21 protein-coding genes and 1 other RNA gene are annotated in these 20,124 nt (G+C 59.6%); 7 read left to right on the top strand and 15 right to left on the bottom strand.

What is annotated here, in order from left to right; all coding sequences use genetic code 11:
• Window positions 1–2: 2 nt before the first annotated feature.
• The 3 genes from mraZ to rsmI form a co-directional block, all read right to left on the bottom strand.
• Complete coding sequence (mraZ, locus tag FBY03_RS16075) at window positions 3–458, bottom strand: division/cell wall cluster transcriptional repressor MraZ (RefSeq protein WP_025166845.1); 456 nt, start codon at window positions 456–458, stop codon at window positions 3–5.
• Window positions 459–767: 309 nt separating this feature from the next.
• Window positions 768–1,126, bottom strand: an RNA gene (gene rnpB / locus FBY03_RS16070) — RNase P RNA component class A.
• Between the two features lie 40 nt (window positions 1,127–1,166).
• Window positions 1,167–2,072, bottom strand: a complete 906-nt coding sequence (rsmI, locus tag FBY03_RS16065; protein WP_147173371.1) for a 16S rRNA (cytidine(1402)-2'-O)-methyltransferase — start codon at window positions 2,070–2,072, stop codon at window positions 1,167–1,169.
• A 90-nt stretch (window positions 2,073–2,162) separates the two neighbouring features.
• On the opposite strand from rsmI, the gene FBY03_RS16060 reads away from it, so the two are divergent.
• From FBY03_RS16060 to FBY03_RS16045, 4 genes are read left to right on the top strand one after another with little or no spacing between them, the layout of a single operon-like run.
• A complete protein-coding gene (locus tag FBY03_RS16060; protein ID WP_147173370.1) occupies window positions 2,163–3,974 on the top strand; it encodes a penicillin-binding protein activator in 1,812 nt (603 codons plus the stop codon).
• Window positions 3,974–4,345 (top strand): YraN family protein, encoded by a 372-nt coding sequence (locus FBY03_RS16055; protein ID WP_371920786.1) that lies wholly within the window; start codon window positions 3,974–3,976, stop codon window positions 4,343–4,345. Before FBY03_RS16060 ends, FBY03_RS16055 begins: the two co-directional genes overlap by 1 nt.
• 30 nt (window positions 4,346–4,375) lie before the next feature.
• Window positions 4,376–4,969 carry a phosphoheptose isomerase gene (locus FBY03_RS16050; protein ID WP_147173368.1) on the top strand — a complete coding sequence of 198 codons (594 nt, stop codon included), beginning with the start codon at window positions 4,376–4,378 and terminating at the stop codon, window positions 4,967–4,969.
• Window positions 4,966–5,499, top strand: a complete 534-nt coding sequence (locus FBY03_RS16045) for a BON domain-containing protein (protein ID WP_147173367.1) — start codon at window positions 4,966–4,968, stop codon at window positions 5,497–5,499. The genes FBY03_RS16050 and FBY03_RS16045 overlap by 4 nt, the downstream gene beginning before the upstream one ends.
• Before the next feature lie 51 nt (window positions 5,500–5,550).
• Here FBY03_RS16045 and FBY03_RS16040 read toward each other — a convergent pair whose 3' ends face one another.
• From FBY03_RS16040 to rplM, 7 genes are all read right to left on the bottom strand, one after another.
• Window positions 5,551–5,964 carry a ClpXP protease specificity-enhancing factor gene (locus FBY03_RS16040; RefSeq protein ID WP_147173366.1) on the bottom strand — a complete coding sequence of 138 codons (414 nt, stop codon included), beginning with the start codon at window positions 5,962–5,964 and terminating at the stop codon, window positions 5,551–5,553.
• A gap of 17 nt (window positions 5,965–5,981) precedes the next feature.
• A complete protein-coding gene (locus FBY03_RS16035) occupies window positions 5,982–6,599 on the bottom strand; it encodes a glutathione S-transferase N-terminal domain-containing protein (protein ID WP_147173365.1) in 618 nt (205 codons plus the stop codon).
• 90 nt (window positions 6,600–6,689) lie between these two features.
• Window positions 6,690–7,469 carry a cytochrome c1 gene (locus FBY03_RS16030; protein ID WP_147173364.1) on the bottom strand — a complete coding sequence of 260 codons (780 nt, stop codon included), beginning with the start codon at window positions 7,467–7,469 and terminating at the stop codon, window positions 6,690–6,692.
• Entirely contained in the window at window positions 7,469–8,680 is a 1,212-nt protein-coding gene (locus tag FBY03_RS16025) for a cytochrome bc complex cytochrome b subunit (RefSeq protein ID WP_147173363.1), read from the bottom strand. Before FBY03_RS16025 ends, FBY03_RS16030 begins: the two co-directional genes overlap by 1 nt.
• Window positions 8,680–9,273, bottom strand: a complete 594-nt coding sequence (gene petA / locus FBY03_RS16020; protein WP_147173362.1) for a ubiquinol-cytochrome c reductase iron-sulfur subunit — start codon at window positions 9,271–9,273, stop codon at window positions 8,680–8,682. The genes FBY03_RS16025 and petA overlap by 1 nt, the downstream gene beginning before the upstream one ends.
• A 254-nt stretch (window positions 9,274–9,527) precedes the next feature.
• Entirely contained in the window at window positions 9,528–9,920 is a 393-nt protein-coding gene (gene rpsI / locus FBY03_RS16015; RefSeq protein WP_090502866.1) for a 30S ribosomal protein S9, read from the bottom strand.
• A 14-nt stretch (window positions 9,921–9,934) separates the two neighbouring features.
• Window positions 9,935–10,363 (bottom strand): 50S ribosomal protein L13, encoded by a 429-nt coding sequence (rplM, locus tag FBY03_RS16010; RefSeq protein WP_025166857.1) that lies wholly within the window; start codon window positions 10,361–10,363, stop codon window positions 9,935–9,937.
• A gap of 247 nt (window positions 10,364–10,610) precedes the next feature.
• Between rplM and FBY03_RS16005 the strand changes: the two genes are divergently transcribed.
• Complete coding sequence (locus FBY03_RS16005) at window positions 10,611–11,648, top strand: NADP(H)-dependent aldo-keto reductase (RefSeq protein ID WP_147173361.1); 1,038 nt, start codon at window positions 10,611–10,613, stop codon at window positions 11,646–11,648.
• 94 nt (window positions 11,649–11,742) lie between these two features.
• Here FBY03_RS16005 and FBY03_RS16000 read toward each other — a convergent pair whose 3' ends face one another.
• Complete coding sequence (locus FBY03_RS16000) at window positions 11,743–12,879, bottom strand: acyl-CoA dehydrogenase family protein (protein ID WP_147173360.1); 1,137 nt, start codon at window positions 12,877–12,879, stop codon at window positions 11,743–11,745.
• 295 nt (window positions 12,880–13,174) lie between these two features.
• Here FBY03_RS16000 and FBY03_RS15995 point away from each other — a divergent pair, with 295 nt between their 5' ends.
• A complete protein-coding gene (locus FBY03_RS15995) occupies window positions 13,175–14,080 on the top strand; it encodes a GlxA family transcriptional regulator (RefSeq protein WP_178090674.1) in 906 nt (301 codons plus the stop codon).
• A 52-nt stretch (window positions 14,081–14,132) separates the two neighbouring features.
• Here the strand turns inward: FBY03_RS15995 and zapE are convergent, their stop codons facing one another.
• The 3 genes from zapE to FBY03_RS15980 all read right to left on the bottom strand — a co-directional run bounded on the left by zapE (window position 14,133) and on the right by FBY03_RS15980 (window position 17,399).
• Window positions 14,133–15,227, bottom strand: a complete 1,095-nt coding sequence (gene zapE / locus FBY03_RS15990; RefSeq protein WP_147173358.1) for a cell division protein ZapE — start codon at window positions 15,225–15,227, stop codon at window positions 14,133–14,135.
• 134 nt (window positions 15,228–15,361) lie between these two features.
• Window positions 15,362–16,723: a tryptophan--tRNA ligase gene (locus FBY03_RS15985; protein ID WP_147173357.1), complete on the bottom strand. Its 1,362-nt coding sequence runs from the start codon at window positions 16,721–16,723 to the stop codon at window positions 15,362–15,364.
• A gap of 46 nt (window positions 16,724–16,769) precedes the next feature.
• Window positions 16,770–17,399, bottom strand: a complete 630-nt coding sequence (locus FBY03_RS15980; protein WP_147173356.1) for an alpha/beta hydrolase — start codon at window positions 17,397–17,399, stop codon at window positions 16,770–16,772.
• Window positions 17,400–17,539: 140 nt separating this feature from the next.
• On the opposite strand from FBY03_RS15980, the gene FBY03_RS15975 reads away from it, so the two are divergent.
• Complete coding sequence (locus FBY03_RS15975; RefSeq protein ID WP_025166864.1) at window positions 17,540–17,980, top strand: YhcB family protein; 441 nt, start codon at window positions 17,540–17,542, stop codon at window positions 17,978–17,980.
• A gap of 242 nt (window positions 17,981–18,222) precedes the next feature.
• Here FBY03_RS15975 and cysN read toward each other — a convergent pair whose 3' ends face one another.
• Window positions 18,223–20,124: a sulfate adenylyltransferase subunit CysN gene (gene cysN, locus FBY03_RS15970; RefSeq protein WP_147173355.1), complete on the bottom strand. Its 1,902-nt coding sequence runs from the start codon at window positions 20,122–20,124 to the stop codon at window positions 18,223–18,225.

The following is a 20,124-nucleotide window of genomic DNA, read 5'->3' as shown; positions in this document are numbered from 1 at the left end:
AGTCACAGGATCAGGTCACGTAAGTCGTCGGACAGCGCACCCGGCTGTTTGATGGCGGCCAAATCGGCATCGGCCACCGCATTCCAGGTGTCTTCATCCCACAGTTGAAATTTATTGAGCTGACCCACCAGCATCGCGCGCTTATCCAGCTTGGCGTACTCGCGCAAACGCGGCGGTACCAGAAAACGACCGCTGGCATCCAGTTCCAGATCGACGGCATTGCCGATCAGCAATCGCTGTAAGCGGCGGTTTTCCTCACGGAAGGACGCCAGCTCACGCAATTTGCTCTCGATCAGTTCCCACTCGGCCAACGGATAGACACAAAGGCAGGGGTCGATCGCGTCGATGGTAACGATGAGCTGACCCGCACAACGCGACACGAGCTCGTCCCGATACCGACTTGGCATCGCGAGTCGCCCTTTGGCGTCGAGACTGATGGCGTTAGCTCCACGAAACACGGCTGCGCTTCCCCTTTAATTAGCTATCCATGCCCTAAAAAACCCACTTCATGCCACTTTTTACCACCTGCGCACACTATAGGAACGCGTATACCCCACCGTCAAGGCGCGCCATGGGGGAAAAACCCTTATAGAACGGCGATTTAGCAAACTAAGGCGGGGTAAAAACGCAGGGTGACGAGAAGTGCACCAGCTAAAATTCAGGTACAACAGCAGCCTGAACTTCAGACTTAAAGTAATTTATTAAGAGTAAGATTTTTTCGGTCTTAAAAAGGCGGGATTAAAGGTGAAGCGAAGGGTAGAAAAAAGGTGGAGAGTCGATCTGTAAGCCGGGTTCTGTCGAGGACAGTCATTCCTCTACGACGTACATCACTGCACGCCTTTAGCAACCTACCCGGTTCCAGCGCGGGCCACGCCAATGGAACCCTATTTGGTCTTGCTCCGAGTGGGGTTTGCCTAGCCACGGACTGTTACCAGCCGTGCGGTGCGCTCTTACCGCACCTTTTCACCCTTACCGGCGCCGAAACGCTTAGGCGGTTATTTTCTGCGGCACTTTCCGTAGGCTCACGCCCCCCAGGCGTTACCTGGCACTCTGCCCTATGGAGCCCGGACTTTCCTCCCCCACATTTCGCAGAACGAAACGCGGCAGCGACTGTCCGATCGACTCTCCGCCGCCAAGGGTAGCGACACCGGCCCTAGAGAACAAGCTCAAACGCTCTTCTGCTGCTGCAAAGCCACCTGATAGAGCAGATTCTTGCGCACTCCGGTGATCTCGGCCGCCAAGGCCGCCGCACGCTTGAGCGGCATTTCCTCGAGCAACAGATTGAGCACGCGCAGCGCCTCAACACTCACCGCCGCCTCGCCCTCAGGCGCCTGCCAACCGGCTACCAACACCACGCACTCGCCACGCTGCTGATTGCTATCGCCGGCCACCCACGCGCACAACTCCACCAATGGCAAGCCCTTCAGCGTCTCGAAGGCCTTGGTCAGCTCACGCGCGAGCACTGCCGGGCGCTCACCCCCGAAGACTTCCCGCATATCTTCCAGCGACTCGAGAATACGATGCGGCGCCTCGTAGAAAATCAGCGTGCGCGATTCTTCTTTCACCTGCTCCAGTCGCGCACGGCGCGCCGCCGTCTTGGCCGGCAAAAAACCCTCGAAAATAAACCGATCGGATGGCAACCCCGCGGCCGACAAGGCCGCGATCAAGGCACAGGCACCCGGCACCGGCACCACGGCGATTCCCGCCGCACGCGCCTGACGCACCAAATGATAGCCAGGGTCGGAAATCAACGGCGTGCCCGCATCGGAAATCAGCGCCAGGTCTTCGCCAGCTTGCAGGCGGGCGAGAAAGCGCCCCCCTTGATCACGTTCGTTGTGCTCATGGCACGCCACCAGCGGCGTGCCGATGCCGAAATGCTGCATCAGGCGCGCGGAATGACGCGTATCCTCAGCCGCAATCACCGCCACGTCATTGAGAACCTTGAGCGCCCGGGCACTCAGATCATCCAGATTGCCAATCGGCGTAGCGACCACAAAAAGGCGGCCCGGGGCGGGTGTAGGCGCAGCGGGAGCAGTCACAGCACATGCCTCTTCAATCACGAAAGCGCGCATTGTAGCCCGTTTCACACCATCGACATCGCGCCGCCGCCCGCGCTTGGTTACAATTCGACGTTCATTTGATCAAGTATCAGGATCGCTTAGATGATCGCCTGCCTGCGCCTCCTCTCCACCCTCTGCCTGGTCGGTCTGCTGGCCGCCTGCGCCAGCTCACCGTCCTCCACTCTCGGTGAACTGCCGCGCACACCTCAAGCCAGCGTCGAGCAACTGCTGCAACAGGCCGGCGACAGCCAGTCCGAACAAGCGACCTTGCTGCGCTTGTCCGCCGCCGATCTGGCCTACCAGCAGAAAAACCTGGGGCGCGCCATTCAGATCCTCGAGCAGGTGCAACTGGACAAGCTGAAACCCGCCCAGCAGATATACGCCAGCACCTTGAGTGCAGAGCTGGCACTGGCCCGTAACAAACCCAAAGCCGCCTTGCGTGCACTTAGCCATCCCAGTCTAGAACGTTTAGGCGAGCTGCCTATCGAGCAGCAAATCCGCACCCAGTTGACCCGCGCCAAGGCGCTGCAAGAAGACGGACAAACCCTGGCTGCCGCCCGCGAACGTATGTTCATCGCCCCCCTGCTCACAGCTGGGGCAGCCAAGCGCAACCACGAAACCATCTGGACACTGGTCAGCGGCCTGCCACCCGAGGCGTCGCACACCGAGAGCGATGCCGACCTGGCTGGCTGGCTGAGCCTGGCGCGCGCCTCACGGAGCGCAGGCACCCTGAAACAACAACAAACCGCCATCGACAACTGGCGCATGCAACACCCCGAGCACCCAGCCGCACGGCAATTACCGCAAGCGCTAAGCGAACTCCTCGCCCTCTCCAGCCAACCCCTGAGCGAAATTGCCCTGCTGTTGCCGCAAGAAGGCCAACTCGCCTCCGTAGCACGCGCCCTGCGTGATGGCTTTCTTGCCGCGCACTACCAGGCGCAACAGGCCGGACAGAACCCGCCTAACATTCAATTCTACGACAGCTCGCGCCTCAGCTCGCTTGATGATTTCTACCGCCAGGCCCAGCAAGCCGGTGTGCAGCTGGTCATCGGCCCACTGGAAAAACCACTGGTCAAGCAGCTCAGCGCGCGTGAACAGCTACCGATCACCACCTTGGCTTTAAACTACAGCGAAGCCGGTCAGGAAGGTCCCGCCCAACTGTTCCAGTTCGGCCTCGCTGCCGAAGATGAAGCCCGCGAAGTCGCTCGCCGCGCCTGGGCCGATGGTATGCGCCGAGCCGTTGCCCTGGTGCCTCGCGGGGAATGGGGCGACCGTGTGCTCGCCGCCTTCCGCCAGAGCTGGCAGAGCGCTGGCGGCACCCTGATCGCCGCCGAACACGTCTCCGAACCCGTGGAACTGGCGCAACAAATCGCCAACCTGTTCCAGCTGCGCGAAAGCGAAGCCCGCGCCAAAAGCCTGCAAAGCACCCTGGGCACAGCCGTGGACGCGCAACCTGCGCGGCGCCAGGATGTCGACTTCATCTTCCTCGCCGCCACTCCGCAACAAGCCCAACAGATCAAACCCACTCTGGCGTTCCAATACGCCGGCGACGTGCCAGTCTATGCGACGTCGCACCTGTTCACTGGCAACCACAGCCAGGCACAGTACAAAGACCTCAACGGTATCCGCTTCTGTGAAACGCCTTGGCTGCTCGGGGTCGACGACCCGCTGCGCCAGCAGGCCACCAGCCAATGGCCGCAGGCCGGGGGCAGCCTTGGCCGCCTGTACGCCATGGGTGCCGACGCTTACCGCCTGGCGCCGCGCCTCGATCAACTCAAAGCCCTGCCCAACACCCAGATCGACGGGCTGTCCGGCAAGCTCAGCCTGAGCCCGACGCAACGCGTGGAACGCCAACTGCCCTGGGCCGAGTTCCGCGACGGCCAAGTGCAGCGCCTGCCCGACACCCCCAATTGATCGACCACAGCAGCAGCCAAAGCAGCGGCAAGGCGGCGGAAGCCCTGGCCCGCCGGCACTTGGAGCAACAGGGACTGCGCCTCCTGGCGCAGAACTGGCACTGCCGCCGCGGCGAGCTCGATCTGGTCATGCTCGACACGGATACAGTAGTATTCGTTGAGGTTCGCTACCGGCGGCATACCGCCTGGGGTGGCGCTATCGAGAGCGTTGACGCGCGAAAGCGCGAGAAACTGACAATGGCCGCCATGCACTTCCTGCACCAGGAATCACGCTGGGCTAAGCACCCATGCCGCTTTGACGTGATTGCCATCAACAACCAAGGCAGCGCTCCCCCGCAACTGAACTGGATTCAAAACGCCTTTGATACCTGAGCAGACACAACACTGAAGGTTATATCGCCAATGGAAATGCAAGCCCGTATTCGCCAGCTGTTCCAAGCCAGCATCGAAACCAAGCAACAGGCTATGGAAGTGCTCGTGCCATTCATCGCCCAGGGCAGCCAGGCTATGGTTCAGGCACTGCTCAGCGAAGGCAAGATCCTCTCCTGCGGTAACGGCGGTTCGGCCGGCGATGCCCAGCATTTCTCATCCGAACTGCTCAACCGTTTCGAGCGCGAACGCCCTAGCCTTCCAGCTATCGCCCTGACCACCGACAGCTCGACCATCACCTCTATCGCCAATGATTACAGCTACAACGAGGTGTTTTCCAAGCAAATCCGCGCCCTCGGCCAACCCGGCGACGTGCTCCTGGCCATTTCCACCAGCGGCAACTCGGCCAATGTGATCCAGGCCATCCAAGCGGCCCATGATCGCGAAATGACCGTGGTTGCCCTTACCGGTCGCGACGGCGGCGGCATGGCCTCGCTGCTACTGCCCGAGGATGTCGAGATCCGCGTGCCCTCGAAAGTCACCGCACGCATCCAGGAAGTCCATCTGCTGGCTATTCATTGCTTGTGCGACCTGATCGACAGCCAACTATTTGGGAGTGAAGAATGACCCGTACACCTCTGATACTTGCCACCCTGGCACTCAGCCTGCTCCTTTCCGGCTGCGGCAGCCGCAGCATTGGCAACAAGATTGATGATCAGTTCATCGACCCCGAAGTCAGCGCTAATATTTCGCGAGCGCATGCCGACCTGACCAGCCCCTCCTCGCATATCGTGGTCACCAGCTACAACGGTGTGGTTCTGCTCGCAGGACAAACCCCACGCAGCGAGCTGAAAGTCGCCGCCGAGCAGGCCGCGCGCAAGGTACAGGGCGTCAGCAAAGTGCATAACGAGTTGCAGGTGCTGCAGCCAACCTCGGTGCTCGCACGCAGCAACGACTCCCTGCTAACCGCCAAGGTCAAGGCGCAAATGCTCGCCGACAGCAGCGTACCGGGATCACGCATCAAGGTGGTCACCGAGAACGGCATCGTTTACCTGCTCGGCCTGGTCACGCACCTGGAAGCTAACCACGCCACCAGCCTGGTGCAGAGCGTCTCTGGCGTGCAGAAGATCGTCAAGCTGTTCCAGTACACCGACTAAGCTCAGTCAACGGACATACAAAAAAGGCGACCCGAGGGTCGCCTTTTTTGTTTACTTCACCACTTTAAGACTGGGCCGACCACTCGGTCGCGGCGGCTCGCCGTCTGGCGGGCCTTGATCATCCGGACCTTCGTCCTCCTCGTCATCCGGCACCGGCGGCTCCAAGTCGAAGACCATGCCCTGGCCATTCTCCCGCGCATAGATCGCCAACACCGCCGCAGCCGGCACATACAGACTGTGCGCCACACCGCCAAAACGCCCTTCGAAGCTTACTGCTTCGTTGTCCATGTGCAGATGACGCACTGCACCTGGCGATACGTTAAGAACGATCTGCCCATCACTGGCGAAGCCTGGTGGCACTTGCACCCCTGCAAACTCGGCATTGACCAACAGGTGCGGGGTGCAATCGTTATCGACGATCCACTCATACAGGGCTCGAACCAGATAGGGACGACTAGAGTTCATCGAAGCCTCCTATGGCGTTAACGCATATCTCGTTCAACGGTGGACAGACTGGCTTGAAAAGCCTCGCGAGCAAACTGACGCTCCATATAATCAAGCAACGGCTTAGCCGGCTTCGGCAACTCGATACCCAGCACCGGCAGACGCCAGAGAATCGGCAACAAGCAACAATCTACCAGACTCAACTCTTCACTGAGGAAGAACGGCTTGTCGACGAACAACGGCGAAACCCCTGTCAGACTCTCGCGCAACTCCTTGCGGGCCTGCACGCGTGCCGGCTCTTTGCTGCGCGAATCCAGGATCAAATCCACCAAGGCGCACCAGTCTCGCTGAATACGATGAATCAGTAAGCGGCTATTGGCTCGCGCCACCGGGTACACCGGCAACAGCGGCGGATGCGGGTAGCGCTCATCCAGGTATTCCATCACCACAGTCGACTCATACAACGCCAGGTCACGATCGACCAGGGTCGGCAGACTGGCGTAGGGATTGACTTCCAGCAGACTCGGCGGGCAACGGCCCGGCTCCACAGTGATGATTTCGGCGCTGACACCCTTCTCGGCGAGCACAATACGTACACGGTGGGAATAGTGGTCAGCGGGGTCGGAGTAACAGGCCAACCGATTGGTCACGCCCATGGCGGTCCTCCTCGCTTATTTAGGTTATGTGAAGCAGAAAAACCTGCGCGCCCAAAGGGGCGCGCAGGTCAACAAAGGAGAAGCAACAGTTTAGTGCACGTCCTTCCAGTATTCGCGCTTGAGCAGGTAAGCAAATACAAAGAAGAAAGCCAGATAGAGCAGAACGTAGGTACCGATACGCTGACTTTTCAACGCCACCGGGTTAGCCGAGTACGCCAGGAAGGTCACTAGATTCTTGATCTTCTCGTCGAACGCCTCCTCACTCAGCGCGCCGGTTTTCGGCTCGATAGTCAACTGATCGCAACCCTCGTGGGTAATCGGCGTACCGGTCAACGGGTCGAATTGCTTCTTACCGTCCTCCACCACCTGCACCTGCTTACAGCCGATGTACTGACGGCCTTGCAGCCCTGCCAACACGTTTGGCATACCGACGTTGGGGAACACCTTGTTATTGGCCCCCAACGGACGGGTCGGGTCTTCATAGAAGGTGCGCAGATAGGTGTACAGCCAATCGGTACCCCGCACGCGAGCCACCAAGGTCAGATCTGGCGGCGCAGCGCCGAACCAGGCCTTGGCATCTTCAGGGCGCAAACCAATCTTCATGTGGTCGCCAATCTTGGCGCCACTGAAGACCAGATTCTCAAGCATCAACTCGTGCGGAATACCCAAGTCATCGGCAACTCGCTCGTAGCGCTGGAACTTCGCACTGTGGCAACCCATGCAGTAGTTGGCGAAAGTCCTCGCGCCATCCTGCATGGCGGCCTTATCGGTCAAGTCGATATCTACTTTGTCCAGCTCATGACTGCCAGCGGAACCCAGAGCCAAGGCCGGTATAGCAGCGATAACCAGTGCAGCAAATAGCTTCTTCATCAGCCCGTCACCCTTTCCGGAACCGGTTTAGTCTTCTCCATCCTGGTGTAGAACGGCATCAGGATGAAGTAGGCGAAATACAGCGCGGTACAGACTTGCGACAACAGGGTGCGGCCCGGCGTCGGAGCCAATACGCCCAGCACACCGAGGATCACGAAGGACACGCAGAACAGTACCAGCCAGATCTTGCTCAGCCAGCCCTTGTAACGCATCGACTTGACCGGACTGCGATCCAGCCATGGCAACACGAACAGCACGGCAATGGCAGCACCCATGGCGATGACCCCGAGGAGCTTGTCCGGCACCGCGCGGAGAATCGCGTAGAACGGGGTGAAGTACCACACCGGTGCAATATGCTCAGGGGTCTTGAACGGGTTGGCCTGCTCGAAGTTCGGCTTCTCCAGGAAGTAACCACCCATCTCCGGAAAGAAGAACACGATGAAGCAGAAGATGAACAGGAACACTACGACGCCGACGAGATCCTTGACGCTGTAGTACGGATGGAACGCGATACCGTCTAGCGGTATACCGTTCTCATCTTTCTTCTTCTTGATGTCGACACCGTCCGGGTTGTTCGAACCAACTTCGTGCAGCGCCAGGATATGCAGCACCACCAGACCGAGAATCACGATCGGCAGCGCGACCACATGCAGCGCGAAGAAGCGGTTCAGGGTGATCCCGGAAATCAGGTAGTCGCCCCGGATCCACTGAGTCAGGTCGCCGCCGATCACCGGAATGGCACCGAACAGCGAGATGATCACCTGGGCACCCCAGTAGGACATCTGCCCCCACGGCAGCAGATAGCCCATAAAGGCTTCCGCCATCAGCAGCAGATAGATCAGCATGCCGAAGATCCACACCAGCTCACGTGGCTTCTGATAAGACCCGTAGAGCAGACCGCGGAACATGTGCAGGTAAACCACGATAAAGAACGCCGAGGCGCCAGTGGAGTGCAGGTAACGCAGAATCCAGCCGTGCTCCACGTCACGCATGATGTACTCGACCGAAGCAAACGCCTCTTCGGCCGACGGCGTGAAACTCATGGTCAGCCAAACACCGGTGACGATCTGGTTAACCAGCACCAAGAGTGCCAGGGAGCCAAAAAAGTAGAAGAAGTTGAAGTTCTTCGGCGCGTAATACTTGCTTAGATGATCTTCCCACATCTTGGTCGCCGGGAAGCGTGCATCCACCCATTCCATGAACTTACTCATCAAGCTTGCTCCTGATCCTGACCGATGACGATCACATCATCCGACTCGTACATGTGCGGCGGCACCGGCAGGTTCAGGGGCGCAGGCTGGGCTTTGTATACGCGGCCAGCGAGGTCATAACGCGAACCATGGCACGGGCAGAAGTACCCACCCACCCACTCAGCGCCAAGATCGGCTGGAGCCACCTCCGGACGGAACGCCGGCGAGCAGCCCAAGTGGGTGCAGATACCGACTAGAAGCAGGACTTCCGGCTTGATCGAACGGGTTTTCGGGTCGACATAAGTCGGCTGATCCGATGCCTGGGAATCAAAGTCCGCCAATTGCGCTTCGTGTTTGGTCAGGTTACCGAGAATTTCTTCGGTACGGCGCACAATGAACACCGGCTGCCCCCGCCATTCAGCAATCATCTGCTGGCCGGGCTCGACCTTGCTGACATTTACCTTCACCGCTGCACCGGCCGCCTTGGCCTTGGCACTTGGGAACCATGACCCCACGAACGGGACCGCGGCCCCCACCGCTCCTGCAGCACCCACCACGGAGGTGGCCGCCACCAAGAAGCGACGCCGGCCTGCATTCACGCCGTCATTGCTCATTCAGTCGTCTCCCATCAGCTTTGCGGCCTGTTATTCAGGCCTCTACTAAATAAATTTCGGGTCACGCAAAAAATTCGCCAAATGGTAAAGAAAAGCCCCTTACCTGACAAGGTAATTACCCCACCCAAAGCGGCTCAACACCTTGCCAGACGCGGCATCTAAGGCTGCGGCATGTTGTCACAGACCAGGCGAACGCGCATAAAAAACGCCCAGCTCCGGAAGGAAACTGGGCGCTTTTGAACGCAGGAAGCGAATTAACGCTTGGAGTACTGCGGACGCTTACGCGCTTTACGCAGACCAACCTTCTTACGTTCAACTTCACGAGCATCGCGAGTCACGAAGCCTGCTTTACGCAGAGCCGGGCGCAGCGATTCGTCGTAGTCCATCAGGGCACGAGTGATACCGTGGCGGATAGCGCCAGCCTGACCACTCACACCACCACCGAGAACGGTGACGTAGATGTCGAATTTCTCGGTCATCTCAACCAGTTCCAGCGGCTGACGAACTACCATGCGGGCAGTTTCGCGACCGAAGAAGCCGTCGAGGGTACGATTATTGATGGAGATCTTGCCAGTACCAGCACGCAGAAAAACGCGAGCGGTTGCAGTCTTGCGACGGCCAGTGCCGTAATTTTGAGTCGCCGACATAATGAACTATTCCGTTAAAACTTCAGTTCTTGGGGCTGCTGAGCAGTATGAGGGTGTGCAGTGCCCGCATAGACTTTCAGCTTACGATACATGTCGCGACCCAGCGGGTTCTTAGGCAGCATGCCCTTGACCGCGGTCTCGATCACGCGCTCAGGAGCTTTGGCGATCAGCTTTTCAAAGTTGATCGACTTGATCCCGCCCGGAAAACCGGAGTGTGAGTAGTAGATCTTGTCGGTGGTCTTAGCACCAGTAACGCGGATCTGCTCAGCATTGATCACGACGATGTAGTCACCGGTATCAACGTGCGGAGTGTACTCCGGCTTGTGCTTGCCACGCAGACGGCTCGCGATCTCGGTGGCCAGACGACCCAGGGTCTGACCAGCAGCGTCGACGACGAACCAGTCGCGCTTAACTGTTTCCGGTTTAGCAGTAAAAGTCTTCATTCTTTATAGCCTCAGGGGCCGCCCTGATAAATTAGACGGCGGATCTTACTGAATAGTGCGTACTTTGACAAGTCAAAGGCAGCCGGATACAGACGCTATCGGGGGCTCGGGTCAGCGCGTCCGTCACACGGCAAGATTCTTCGGCAGGCGGCGCATCACTTCCACTGCAGAAAGAGGTGCGCAATTATGCCGATTGCGAAAATAAATACAACCTGATTGTATGGCTGTTTTGCCGGAGGAACTCGAAATGGATCACCGCCAACTAGGCCGAACGGATTTGCGCGTCAGCAGCCTGTGCCTCGGCACCATGACCTGGGGCGAGCAAAATACCGCCAGCGACGCCTTCGCCCAGATCGAGCGCAGCAAGGCGGCCGGGGTGAATTTTATCGACACCGCAGAGATGTACCCCGTCCCGCCGCGCGCCGAGACCTACAGCAAGACCGAGCAGATCATCGGCAACTACTTCAAACAACACGGTGATCGCTCCGACTGGATCCTCGCCAGCAAAATTGCCGGCCCAGGCAATGGCATCAATTACATCAGAGACGGCCAGCTCAAGCATAACCGCAAGCACATAACCGCAGCCCTGGACGCCAGCCTCCAGCGCCTACAGACCGACTGGATCGATCTCTACCAGCTGCACTGGCCGGAGCGCCCGACCAATTTCTTCGGCCAACTCGGCTATCGCCACCAGGACAGCGAGTTCACGCCATTGGAAGAGACCCTTGAGGCACTCGACGAACAGGTCACAGCAGGCAAGATTCGCCATATAGGCCTGTCCAACGATACGCCCTGGGGCACCATGAAGCTCCTGCAGCTGGCGGAAAGCCGCGGCTGGCCACGTGCGGTATCGATCCAGAATCCGTACAACCTGCTCAACCGCAGCTTCGAAGTTGGCCTTGCAGAAGTTGCCATGCGCGAACAATGCGGGCTCCTGGCTTATTCGCCAATGGCCTTCGGCATGCTTTCCGGAAAATACGAGGGCGGCGCCCGCCCGGCTAACGCCCGAATCAGCCTGTTCAGCCGCTTTTCCCGCTACACCAATCCTCAATCCACAGCGGCCTGTTCGCGCTATGTGGCCCTGGCCCACGAACATGGCCTGAATCCGGCACAGATGGCCCTGGCCTTTGTCACTGCGCAGCCGTTCGTGACCAGCAACATCATCGGCGCGACAACCCTGGAACAATTGGATGTAAACCTAGCCAGCATCGAGCTGAAGCTGAGCGATGAGGTACTGGCAGGCATCGAGGCGATCCACAGAGCGCAACCCAACCCGGCCCCCTGAGAATCTCAGGCGCTCGTTCAGCCATGCAAAAGCCCGGCATCAGCGATACCGGGCTTTTTTTCAGCAGCAGCGTTATTCGCGAATACGCTCGCAGCTACAACGAACGCGCGATGATCTCCTTCATGATTTCGTTGGTGCCCGCGTAGATGCGCTGGACACGGGCGTCGGCCCAGGCGCGCGCGATCGGGTATTCCCACATGAAACCGTAGCCACCGTGCAACTGCACGCACTCATCCAGCACCTTGCACTGCAGATCAGTGCCCCAGTACTTGAGCATGGCCGCAGTCGGCACATCCAACTTGCCCTGCAAGTGCAGCTCCAGACAGCGATCGACAAACACCCGACCCACCTGAATCTCCGTGGCCATCTCAGCCAGTTTGAAACGGGTGTTCTGGAAGTCGGCAATGGCCTTGCCGAAGGCCTTGCGCTCACGGGTGTAATCCAGGGTCCACTGCAGCGCCGCCTCAGCCGAAGCCAGCGCGCCAACCCCCACAGTCAGGCGCTCCTGCGGCAATTCCTGCATCAGGTAGGCGAAGCCCATGCCAGCCTGCCCGAGCAGGTTCTCCTTGGGCACACGCACATCCTGAAAGAACAGCTCGGAGGTGTCCTGAGCCTTCATCCCAACCTTCTCCAGGCGCTTGCCTCTTGAAAAACCAGGAGAGTCGGCCTCAACCAGAAACAGGCTGGTGCCCTTGGCGCCGGCCTTCGGGTCGGTCTTGGCGACGACGATCACCAGGTCGGCCAGATAGCCGTTGGTAATGAAGGTCTTCGAGCCATTGATCACGTACTCGTCGCCGTCCAGCACGGCCGTGGTTTTCACACCCTGCAAGTCGGAGCCCGCGCCCGGCTCGGTCATGGCAATAGCCGTGACCATCTCGCCCGAGACCAGCTTGGGCAGGTACTTGAGTTTCAACGCCTCGGAGCCGTAATGCAGGATGTAAGGCGCAACGATGTCGGAGTGCAGAGAGAAGCCAATCCCGGTCAACCCCAAACGGCCGACCTCTTCGATCACCACGGCGCTGTAGAGGAAGTCCACGGCCATGCCGCCATACTCTTCGGGAATGTGCGAACAGAGCATCCCGGCCTCGCCTGCCTTGTTCCACAACTTACGATCGATATGGCCATCCTTCTCCCACTGCTGGTGGAATGGCACCGCCTCCTGTTCGAGAAACTTGCGCACACTGTCGCGAAAGAGTTCATGGTCGGAGCTGAAAATAGTTCTTGGAATCATCCTGGCACCTAAGAAAGCGGGCTGAGAGCCGCATTGATAAGCCACGACTGTAGGGCAGTAGCCCCCTCGATCACACTGGACACATACGCCAAAAAATAAGACGATCCAGCCGTCTCGTGACCACTTTACCCCTAAGCGACCTCGAGCCACCTCAGAGGTAATAGGGCTCAGCCTTTAACCCATAAGAACAATAACGATGACTATTGCGCAGCCCACACCACTCAAACGCGTCAGCATTCTCGCCACCGAGGGTGTATTCGCCTCGACCCTGATGCAGGCCAAAGACTTCTTTCACATGGCCAGCCTGCGCTACGGCAAGCAACAGGGCCTCGGCCTGACGCCGACCTTCGACATTCGCCTGGTCAGCCCGGACGGGCAAGCCGTGCGCAGCTTCAGCGGCGTACTGATGCCGGTCGACGGCCCTCTGGATAACGCCGACCTGATCATTTTGCCGGCCTTCTGGGATGATTTCGATGCCCTCTGCCAGCGCCACCCACAGATACTCAGCTGGCTCAGAGAGCGCCATGCATCCGGCAGCGTGATCTGCGGCGAAGCCACCGGCGTGTTCTGGATGGCGCAGGCCGGGTTACTCGATGGCAAGGAAGCGACCACCTACTGGCGCTTCTTCAACGAATTCACCGAGCGCTTCCCCAAGGTATTGCTGAATCAGGAAAAACACCTGTCGGATGCCGACAACCTGTACTGCGCCGGCGGCGTCACCTCGGCCTGCGACCTGTATATCTACCTGATCGAACGCTTTTGCGGCGCCAGCGTGGCGCAGGGCGTCGCTCGCGATATCCTCTATGAAGTGCAGCGCAGTTACACCCCCGGGCGCATCGGGTTTGGCGGGCAGAAGCTGCACCACGACCTGACCATCCTGCAAATTCAGCAATGGCTGGAGGATCACTTCGCCGACAAGTTCCGCTTCGAGGACGTTGCCCGCGAACACGGCATGAGCATCCGCAACTTTATGCGACGCTTCCAGGCCGCTACCGGCGACAAGCCCCTGCACTACCTGCAGCGGTTACGCATCGAAACCGCCAAGGGGCTGCTCAGCGCCACTCGCAAGAGCATCAAGACCATCAGCTACGAAGTCGGCTATGACGATGCCAGCTTCTTCGCCCGCCTGTTCCGCCAGCACACCGAACTGTCACCCAACCAGTACCGCCGCCAGTTTCACCACCAGGACAGCCCCGCCTGATTGCACCCAACAAGAAGGCTGCCCATCGGCAGCCTTATCAGTGCATCGCGGATCAGGGCTTGTGCGCCCGCGAGAGAAATTCATGGGACTGCATTTCCAGCAGCCGGCTCAGGGTACGCTGGAACTCGAAGGTCAGGCGCCCACCGGTGTAGAGATCTTTCAACTCCACTTCGGCGGAGATGATCAGCTTGACGTTGCGGTCGTAGAATTCATCCACCAGATTGATAAAACGCCGCGCCATGTCCTCCTTGGCCACGCTCATCTGCTCGACATTGGAGATCAATACGGCGTGGAAGATCTTGCCCAGTTCAATGTAGTCGTTCTGGCTGCGCGGGCCATCGCACAGCTCGCGAAACTCGAACCAGGCCACGTCATCGCCGACCTTGCGCGCGGTGATGGCGCGATTTTCGATCATCAATGCCTCGTTTTCCTGCACCGCGCAGTGCTCGGGTAACAGGCTAGTGAAGCTCTTCTGCAGGCTTTCTTCGGCCGCCACATCCAACGGCCAGTGGAACAACTCGGCCTGCTCCAGGGCACGCAGACGGTAGTCCACACCGCTGTCGACGTTGACGATCTCGGTGTGCTGCTTCAGCAGGGCGATGGCCGGCAGGAAGCGCGCACGCTGCAAGCCATCCTTGTACAGACCGTCCGGCACTATGTTGGAAGTCGCCACCAGACTGACACCGTTCTTGAACAGTTCCTCCAGCAGCATGGCGAGAATCATCGCGTCGGTAATGTCGGAGACGAAAAATTCGTCGAAGCAAATCACCCGCGCCTCATCGGCGAAACGCCGACCGATGATGGTCAGCGGATTCTTCTCGCCCTTGAGCGTGCGCATTTCCTCATGAACCCGCTTCATGAATCGATGGAAGTGGGTGCGCATCTTCTGCTCGAACGGCAGGGCATCGAAAAAAGTATCGACCAGATAGGTCTTGCCGCGGCCGACACCTCCCCAGAAGTACAGGCCTTTTACCGGCCCCTGGGGTTTCTTGCCAAACAGCTTGCCGAACAGCCCGGACTTGCTCTGCCCATCAGCCACCAGCTCGTCGTACAGACGCTGCAAATGACGCACTGCCGTTTCCTGAGCAGCGTCATGGAAGAAGTCGGGGCGTTCGAGGTCGGCCTGATAGCGCTCTAGCGGTGTCATATTCGTTAGCCAGGCAAGTAAAAACGGGGCCGACACTTTAGCGACGCCCCCCTGAATTGGCAATCTGTCGCCAGTGTTAACTGTGGCGAATTCTGCCGCGCAGTCGGCCTAGAGCCTCGACTATCGCTCTGACCCTAGGCTCCCGCCAACCCGGCGATGATATCGCGCAGACGCAACATGGCGGCGTCCAGCTCCTCTGGATCGGCATAGGCCGGGCTGTCGGCCAGACACTCGCCATCCAGCCAGAGAGTGAACTGATCGCCCTCGTCCTCACGCAATTCCAGAGCATCAGCGCCCTGAGCGATCAGCCGCTGACTGACAACGCCGACCGTCTTGGGGTCGCTGAAGGGGCGCGAGAGCAACAGCTGCTCGCCGTCGGCAGCCAGGAAGCGGAAGCGGAAGCTGCCATCGGGCTCGCGAAAACTGACGAAGCGCGCGCTCTTGGCCGCCTTTTTCTTGCCCTCGCCAGCCACCTTGACCTGTTCGCGAAACGAGCGCAGGCCGACCGCCTCGCGCAGCTCACCGAGGAACGGAGTGGCTACCCTGCGCGCCTTGGCCGCGCCAGCCAGGAGAATGTCCTCAAGCTCGGCCGGCTGGCCGATCAGGGCCTGATAGCGCTCGCGCGCCTCGCCCAGCTCAGCATCGAGCAATTCAAATAGGCGCTGCTTGGCCTCGCCCCAGGCCAGACCAGCCAACAGGTCGGCCCGAAACTCGGCCTGCTGCACGGAGCTGGCAAACGCCTGATAGAGGGTAAACAAGTGCGAGCTGTCCGGGTCTTTCGCCTCGCCCGGCAGCTTTGAATCGGTGACGATGCGGGCAATCGCGCTCTTAAGCTGCTTGGCACTGCCAAACAGTGGGATGGTGTTGTCGTAGCTTTTCGACATCTTGCGCCCGTCCAGCCCTGGCAGGGTCGCCACTTCTGCTTCGATCACCGCTTCAGGCAGGGTGAACAACTCGTTGCCCTGGCCGAACAAATGATTGAAGCGCTGCGCGATGTCGCGGGCCATCTCCACGTGCTGGATCTGATCCCGGCCGACCGGCACCTTGTGCGCGTTGAACATCAGGATGTCCGCCGCCATCAGCACCGGGTAGCTGAACAGCCCCATGGTCACGCCGGCATCCGGGTCTTCGCCGGCTTCGACATTTTTGTCCACCGAGGCCTTGTAGGCATGCGCACGATTGAGCAGGCCCTTGCCAGCCACGCAGGTGAGCAGCCAGCACAACTCGGGAATTTCCGGGATGTCGGACTGACGATAGAAGGTCGCCCTGCTGACATCCAGGCCGCAAGCCAACCAGGTCGCGGCAATTTCCAGGCGCGAGCGCTGGATGCGCACCGGATCATCGCACTTGATCAGCGCATGGTAGTCGGCGAGAAAGTAGAAGGACTCCACGTTGGCGTCGCGACTGGCGACGATGGCCGGGCGAATCGCGCCCGCATAGTTGCCGAGATGCGGCGTGCCGGTGGTGGTGATGCCGGTAAGGATACGAGTGGTCATGGCGTTCGCTTGTCAGGTTAGGCGCGGGTCAGACTGCAACCAGGAATCAAAGACGCGGCAAAACCATTGTCTTTAAATCGGTGAGCTTGCCGTGAAAAAAGTGCCCACATTCTGCCACTTTCAGCAGCTCATGGGGACGCTCCTGCGCCGCCGACCAGTCATAAACCGCCTGCGGGCTGATCACCTCATCGTCTTCCGGCTGAATCAGGGTCAGCGGACACCGCTGCGGCAGCGGCGTGTCTACCGCGAGCCGCGTGACCGCCGGGGCGACCATAAACAGCTGCACCAATTCAACACCCTGGTTTTCCAGGCGCCCGCCCAGGCTGGCGGCGACAAAGCCGCCAAAGGAGAAACCCATCAGGGTCAATGGCAAGTGCGGGTACTGGGTGCGCAACCAGCGGGCCACGGCCTCGGCATCATCGACCTCGCCGCTTGCCATGTCATGGGTTCCGGCACTGGCGCCGACGCCACGGTAATTGAAACGCAACGTGGCCAGACCGGCATCGCGCGCGGTGCGCTGCAGGGTCGAAACGACCTTGTTGAGCATGCTGCCGCCCTGCACCGGATTGGGGTGGCAGATCAGCGCAACGCCCCGCGCATCGGGCACTTCGAGAAACAGGGCTTGCAACTGGCCACAAGGGCCATCGATCAATGTGGGGGTTTCGCGGTTGAGCAACGGTGAACTCCGTGACCTCGAACTGGGTCGACTCGTCTAGCTGACAGCCTGCGCCAGACTGATTTTGGCATTGCATTGCGGTATACAGCGCAGGTTCCAGCCGTTAACGTAAAGCAAAGCCGTTTAGAGAGGAAGGACTCGTGGAACAGACGCTCACAGCCTGGTTGCTACCGGCCCTCACCCTGGTCGCCGGTGTCGCCATTGGCTTCTTGATTGCCCGCCTTGCGCCCAATGCAGCCCCCGGCCGCACACAGCGCCAGCTGGACGACATGCAGGCCCGTTTCGACGCTTACCAGAGCGAGGTGGTAACCCATTTCAACACCACCGCCAATCTGGTGAAGAAACTCACCCAGAACTACCAGGATGTGCAGGAGCACTTATCCGAAGGCGCCAATCGCTTAGCGCTTGACGAACTGACGCGGCAACGCTTGCTCGCCGCCTTGCATGCCGACGAAGGCAGCGTAAAACGCGAACGTATAAGCACGCCGAAGAACGATGAAATGCCCAAGGACTATGCCCCTAAAAGCGCCGATGTACCGGGTATGCTCGACGAAAACTACGGCTTGAAGAGCAAGCGCTGAGTGGATTGATCGGCCAGTCGCAGCGACAACGACCGGCTACTGTCCAGCCAACAAAAAAGCCCCGCACATGGTTCATGTGCGGGGCTTTTTTGTTGGCTGGCGATCCATGGAGCCGTTCGAGCAGCTGTCATGCCTGCCGAGCGAACTGGAACCGGCAGGAATGCACTTTAGCTGACTAAATATGCATGCCGGGCCGGCTTTCAAGCTCCCACGATCAAGCGCCTCCAGCTAGACAACCGCGCTTAAATCGCACCGCGCTGACGCAACAATGCCAGGACCTGCTTGACGCCTTCTTCCAGCGAAACACTCTGGGTGTCGATCAACAGATCGGCATCCAGCGGCACATCATAGGGGAAGGACTCACCGGGAATATTGTCGCCAGCAGCCGCATACAAGCCTTGCGGATCACGCGCGCGGCATTCTTGCGGCGATGCCTGCACATACACGGTGATCAGACGCTCGGCGCCGATCAGCGACTTGGCCTGCTCGCGGCCTTCGGCATCCGGCGCGACGAACGCCGCCAGGGTCAGCAAGCCTGCCTCGTTGAACTGACGCGCCACATGCGCGGCACGCCGCCAGTTCTCGGTGCGCCCGGCACGGTCTTGCGGCAAGCCTTTATTCAGGTCTTGACGCAGGTTCTGACCGTCCAGCACATAGACCGCACGGCCCATATCGAACAACTTGCGTTCCACGGCATAGGCCAGGGTGCTCTTGCCGGCACCGGACAGACCGCTGAACAACACGGTCGCCGGCTGCTGACCCAGGCGCGCCGCACGCTCCTCAACAGACACATGGGCCAGCTTGCCATGATGACCGCTGACATTTTGCGCCCCCACCGGCTCGGCGATGATCATGCCGGCGCCGACTGTGCCATTGGTCAGTCGATCCACGACGATAAAGGCACCGGTGGTACGGTTATGCGCGTAGCCGTCGAGCGCTATTGGCGCGTCGAGCGCGATCTTGACCTGCCCAATTTCATTCAGCTGCAAGCTGCTCGCCGGCCCCTGCTCCAGGGTGTTTACATCGACCCGGTGGGCGATGCTGGCGATGGAGCCCGGAACATAGCTGGTAGCGCGTTTGATCGAGTATTTTTTGCCCGGCAGCATCGGTTCTTCGGCCATCCACACCAACATGGCGTCGAAGCTATCGGTCACTTGCGGACGGTTGTCGGCATGCACCAACAGATCGCCGCGCGACACATCGATCTCGTCTTCCAGCGTCAGGGTCACGGCCTGGCCCGGGCCCGCGTGTTCCAACTCGCCATCGAAGGTCACGATCGACTTGACCTTGCTGCCCTTACCGGACGGCAGGACCACCACTTCGTCGCCCTTATGCACGATACCGCTGGCCAGGGTGCCGGCGAAGCCGCGGAAATTCAGGTTGGGGCGGTTGACGTACTGCACCGGGAAACGCAGGTCGGTGAAGTTACGATCACCGGCGACCTCTACGGTTTCCAGAATTTCCATCAGCGACTGGCCGTCATACCAAGGCGACCGCTCGCTCTTGTTGACCACGTTGTCGCCTTTGAGCGCCGACATGGGCACGAAATGCAGGGAGCTCGGCTGCAGCGCGATACCTTCGGCGAACTTCAGGTAATCGGCCTTGATCTGCTCGAATACGCCCTGATCGAAGCCTTTCAGGTCCATCTTGTTGATCGCCACGACGATGTGCTTGATGCCCAGCAGGGAGGCGATGAAGCTGTGACGCTTGGTCTGGGTCTGCACGCCGTAACGGGCGTCGATCAGAATGATCGCCAGGTCGCAGGTCGAAGCACCGGTGGCCATGTTACGGGTGTACTGCTCATGGCCCGGGGTATCGGCGATGATGAACTTGCGCTTGGCGGTACTGAAGTAGCGGTAGGCCACGTCGATGGTGATGCCCTGCTCGCGCTCGGCCTGCAGGCCATCGACCAGCAGCGCCAGGTCGATGTCATCACCGGTGGTGCCGACTTTTTTCGAATCGCGGGTAATGGCTTCCAGGTGATCTTCGTAGATCATCTTCGAGTCGTGCAGCAAACGCCCAATCAGGGTGCTCTTGCCGTCATCGACGTTGCCACAGGTAAGGAAACGCAACAGTTCCTTGCGCTCGTGCTGCGCCAGGTAGGCCTGAATGTCTTCGCTGATCAGATCGGATTGGTGCGACAT

It is taken from the genome of Pseudomonas sp. SJZ079 (genome assembly GCF_007993865.1).
Taxonomy (GTDB): Bacteria; Pseudomonadota; Gammaproteobacteria; order Pseudomonadales; family Pseudomonadaceae; genus Aquipseudomonas.
The sequence above is the reverse complement of the archived record's forward strand: the minus strand, read 5'-3'. Positions and strand labels throughout refer to the sequence as shown.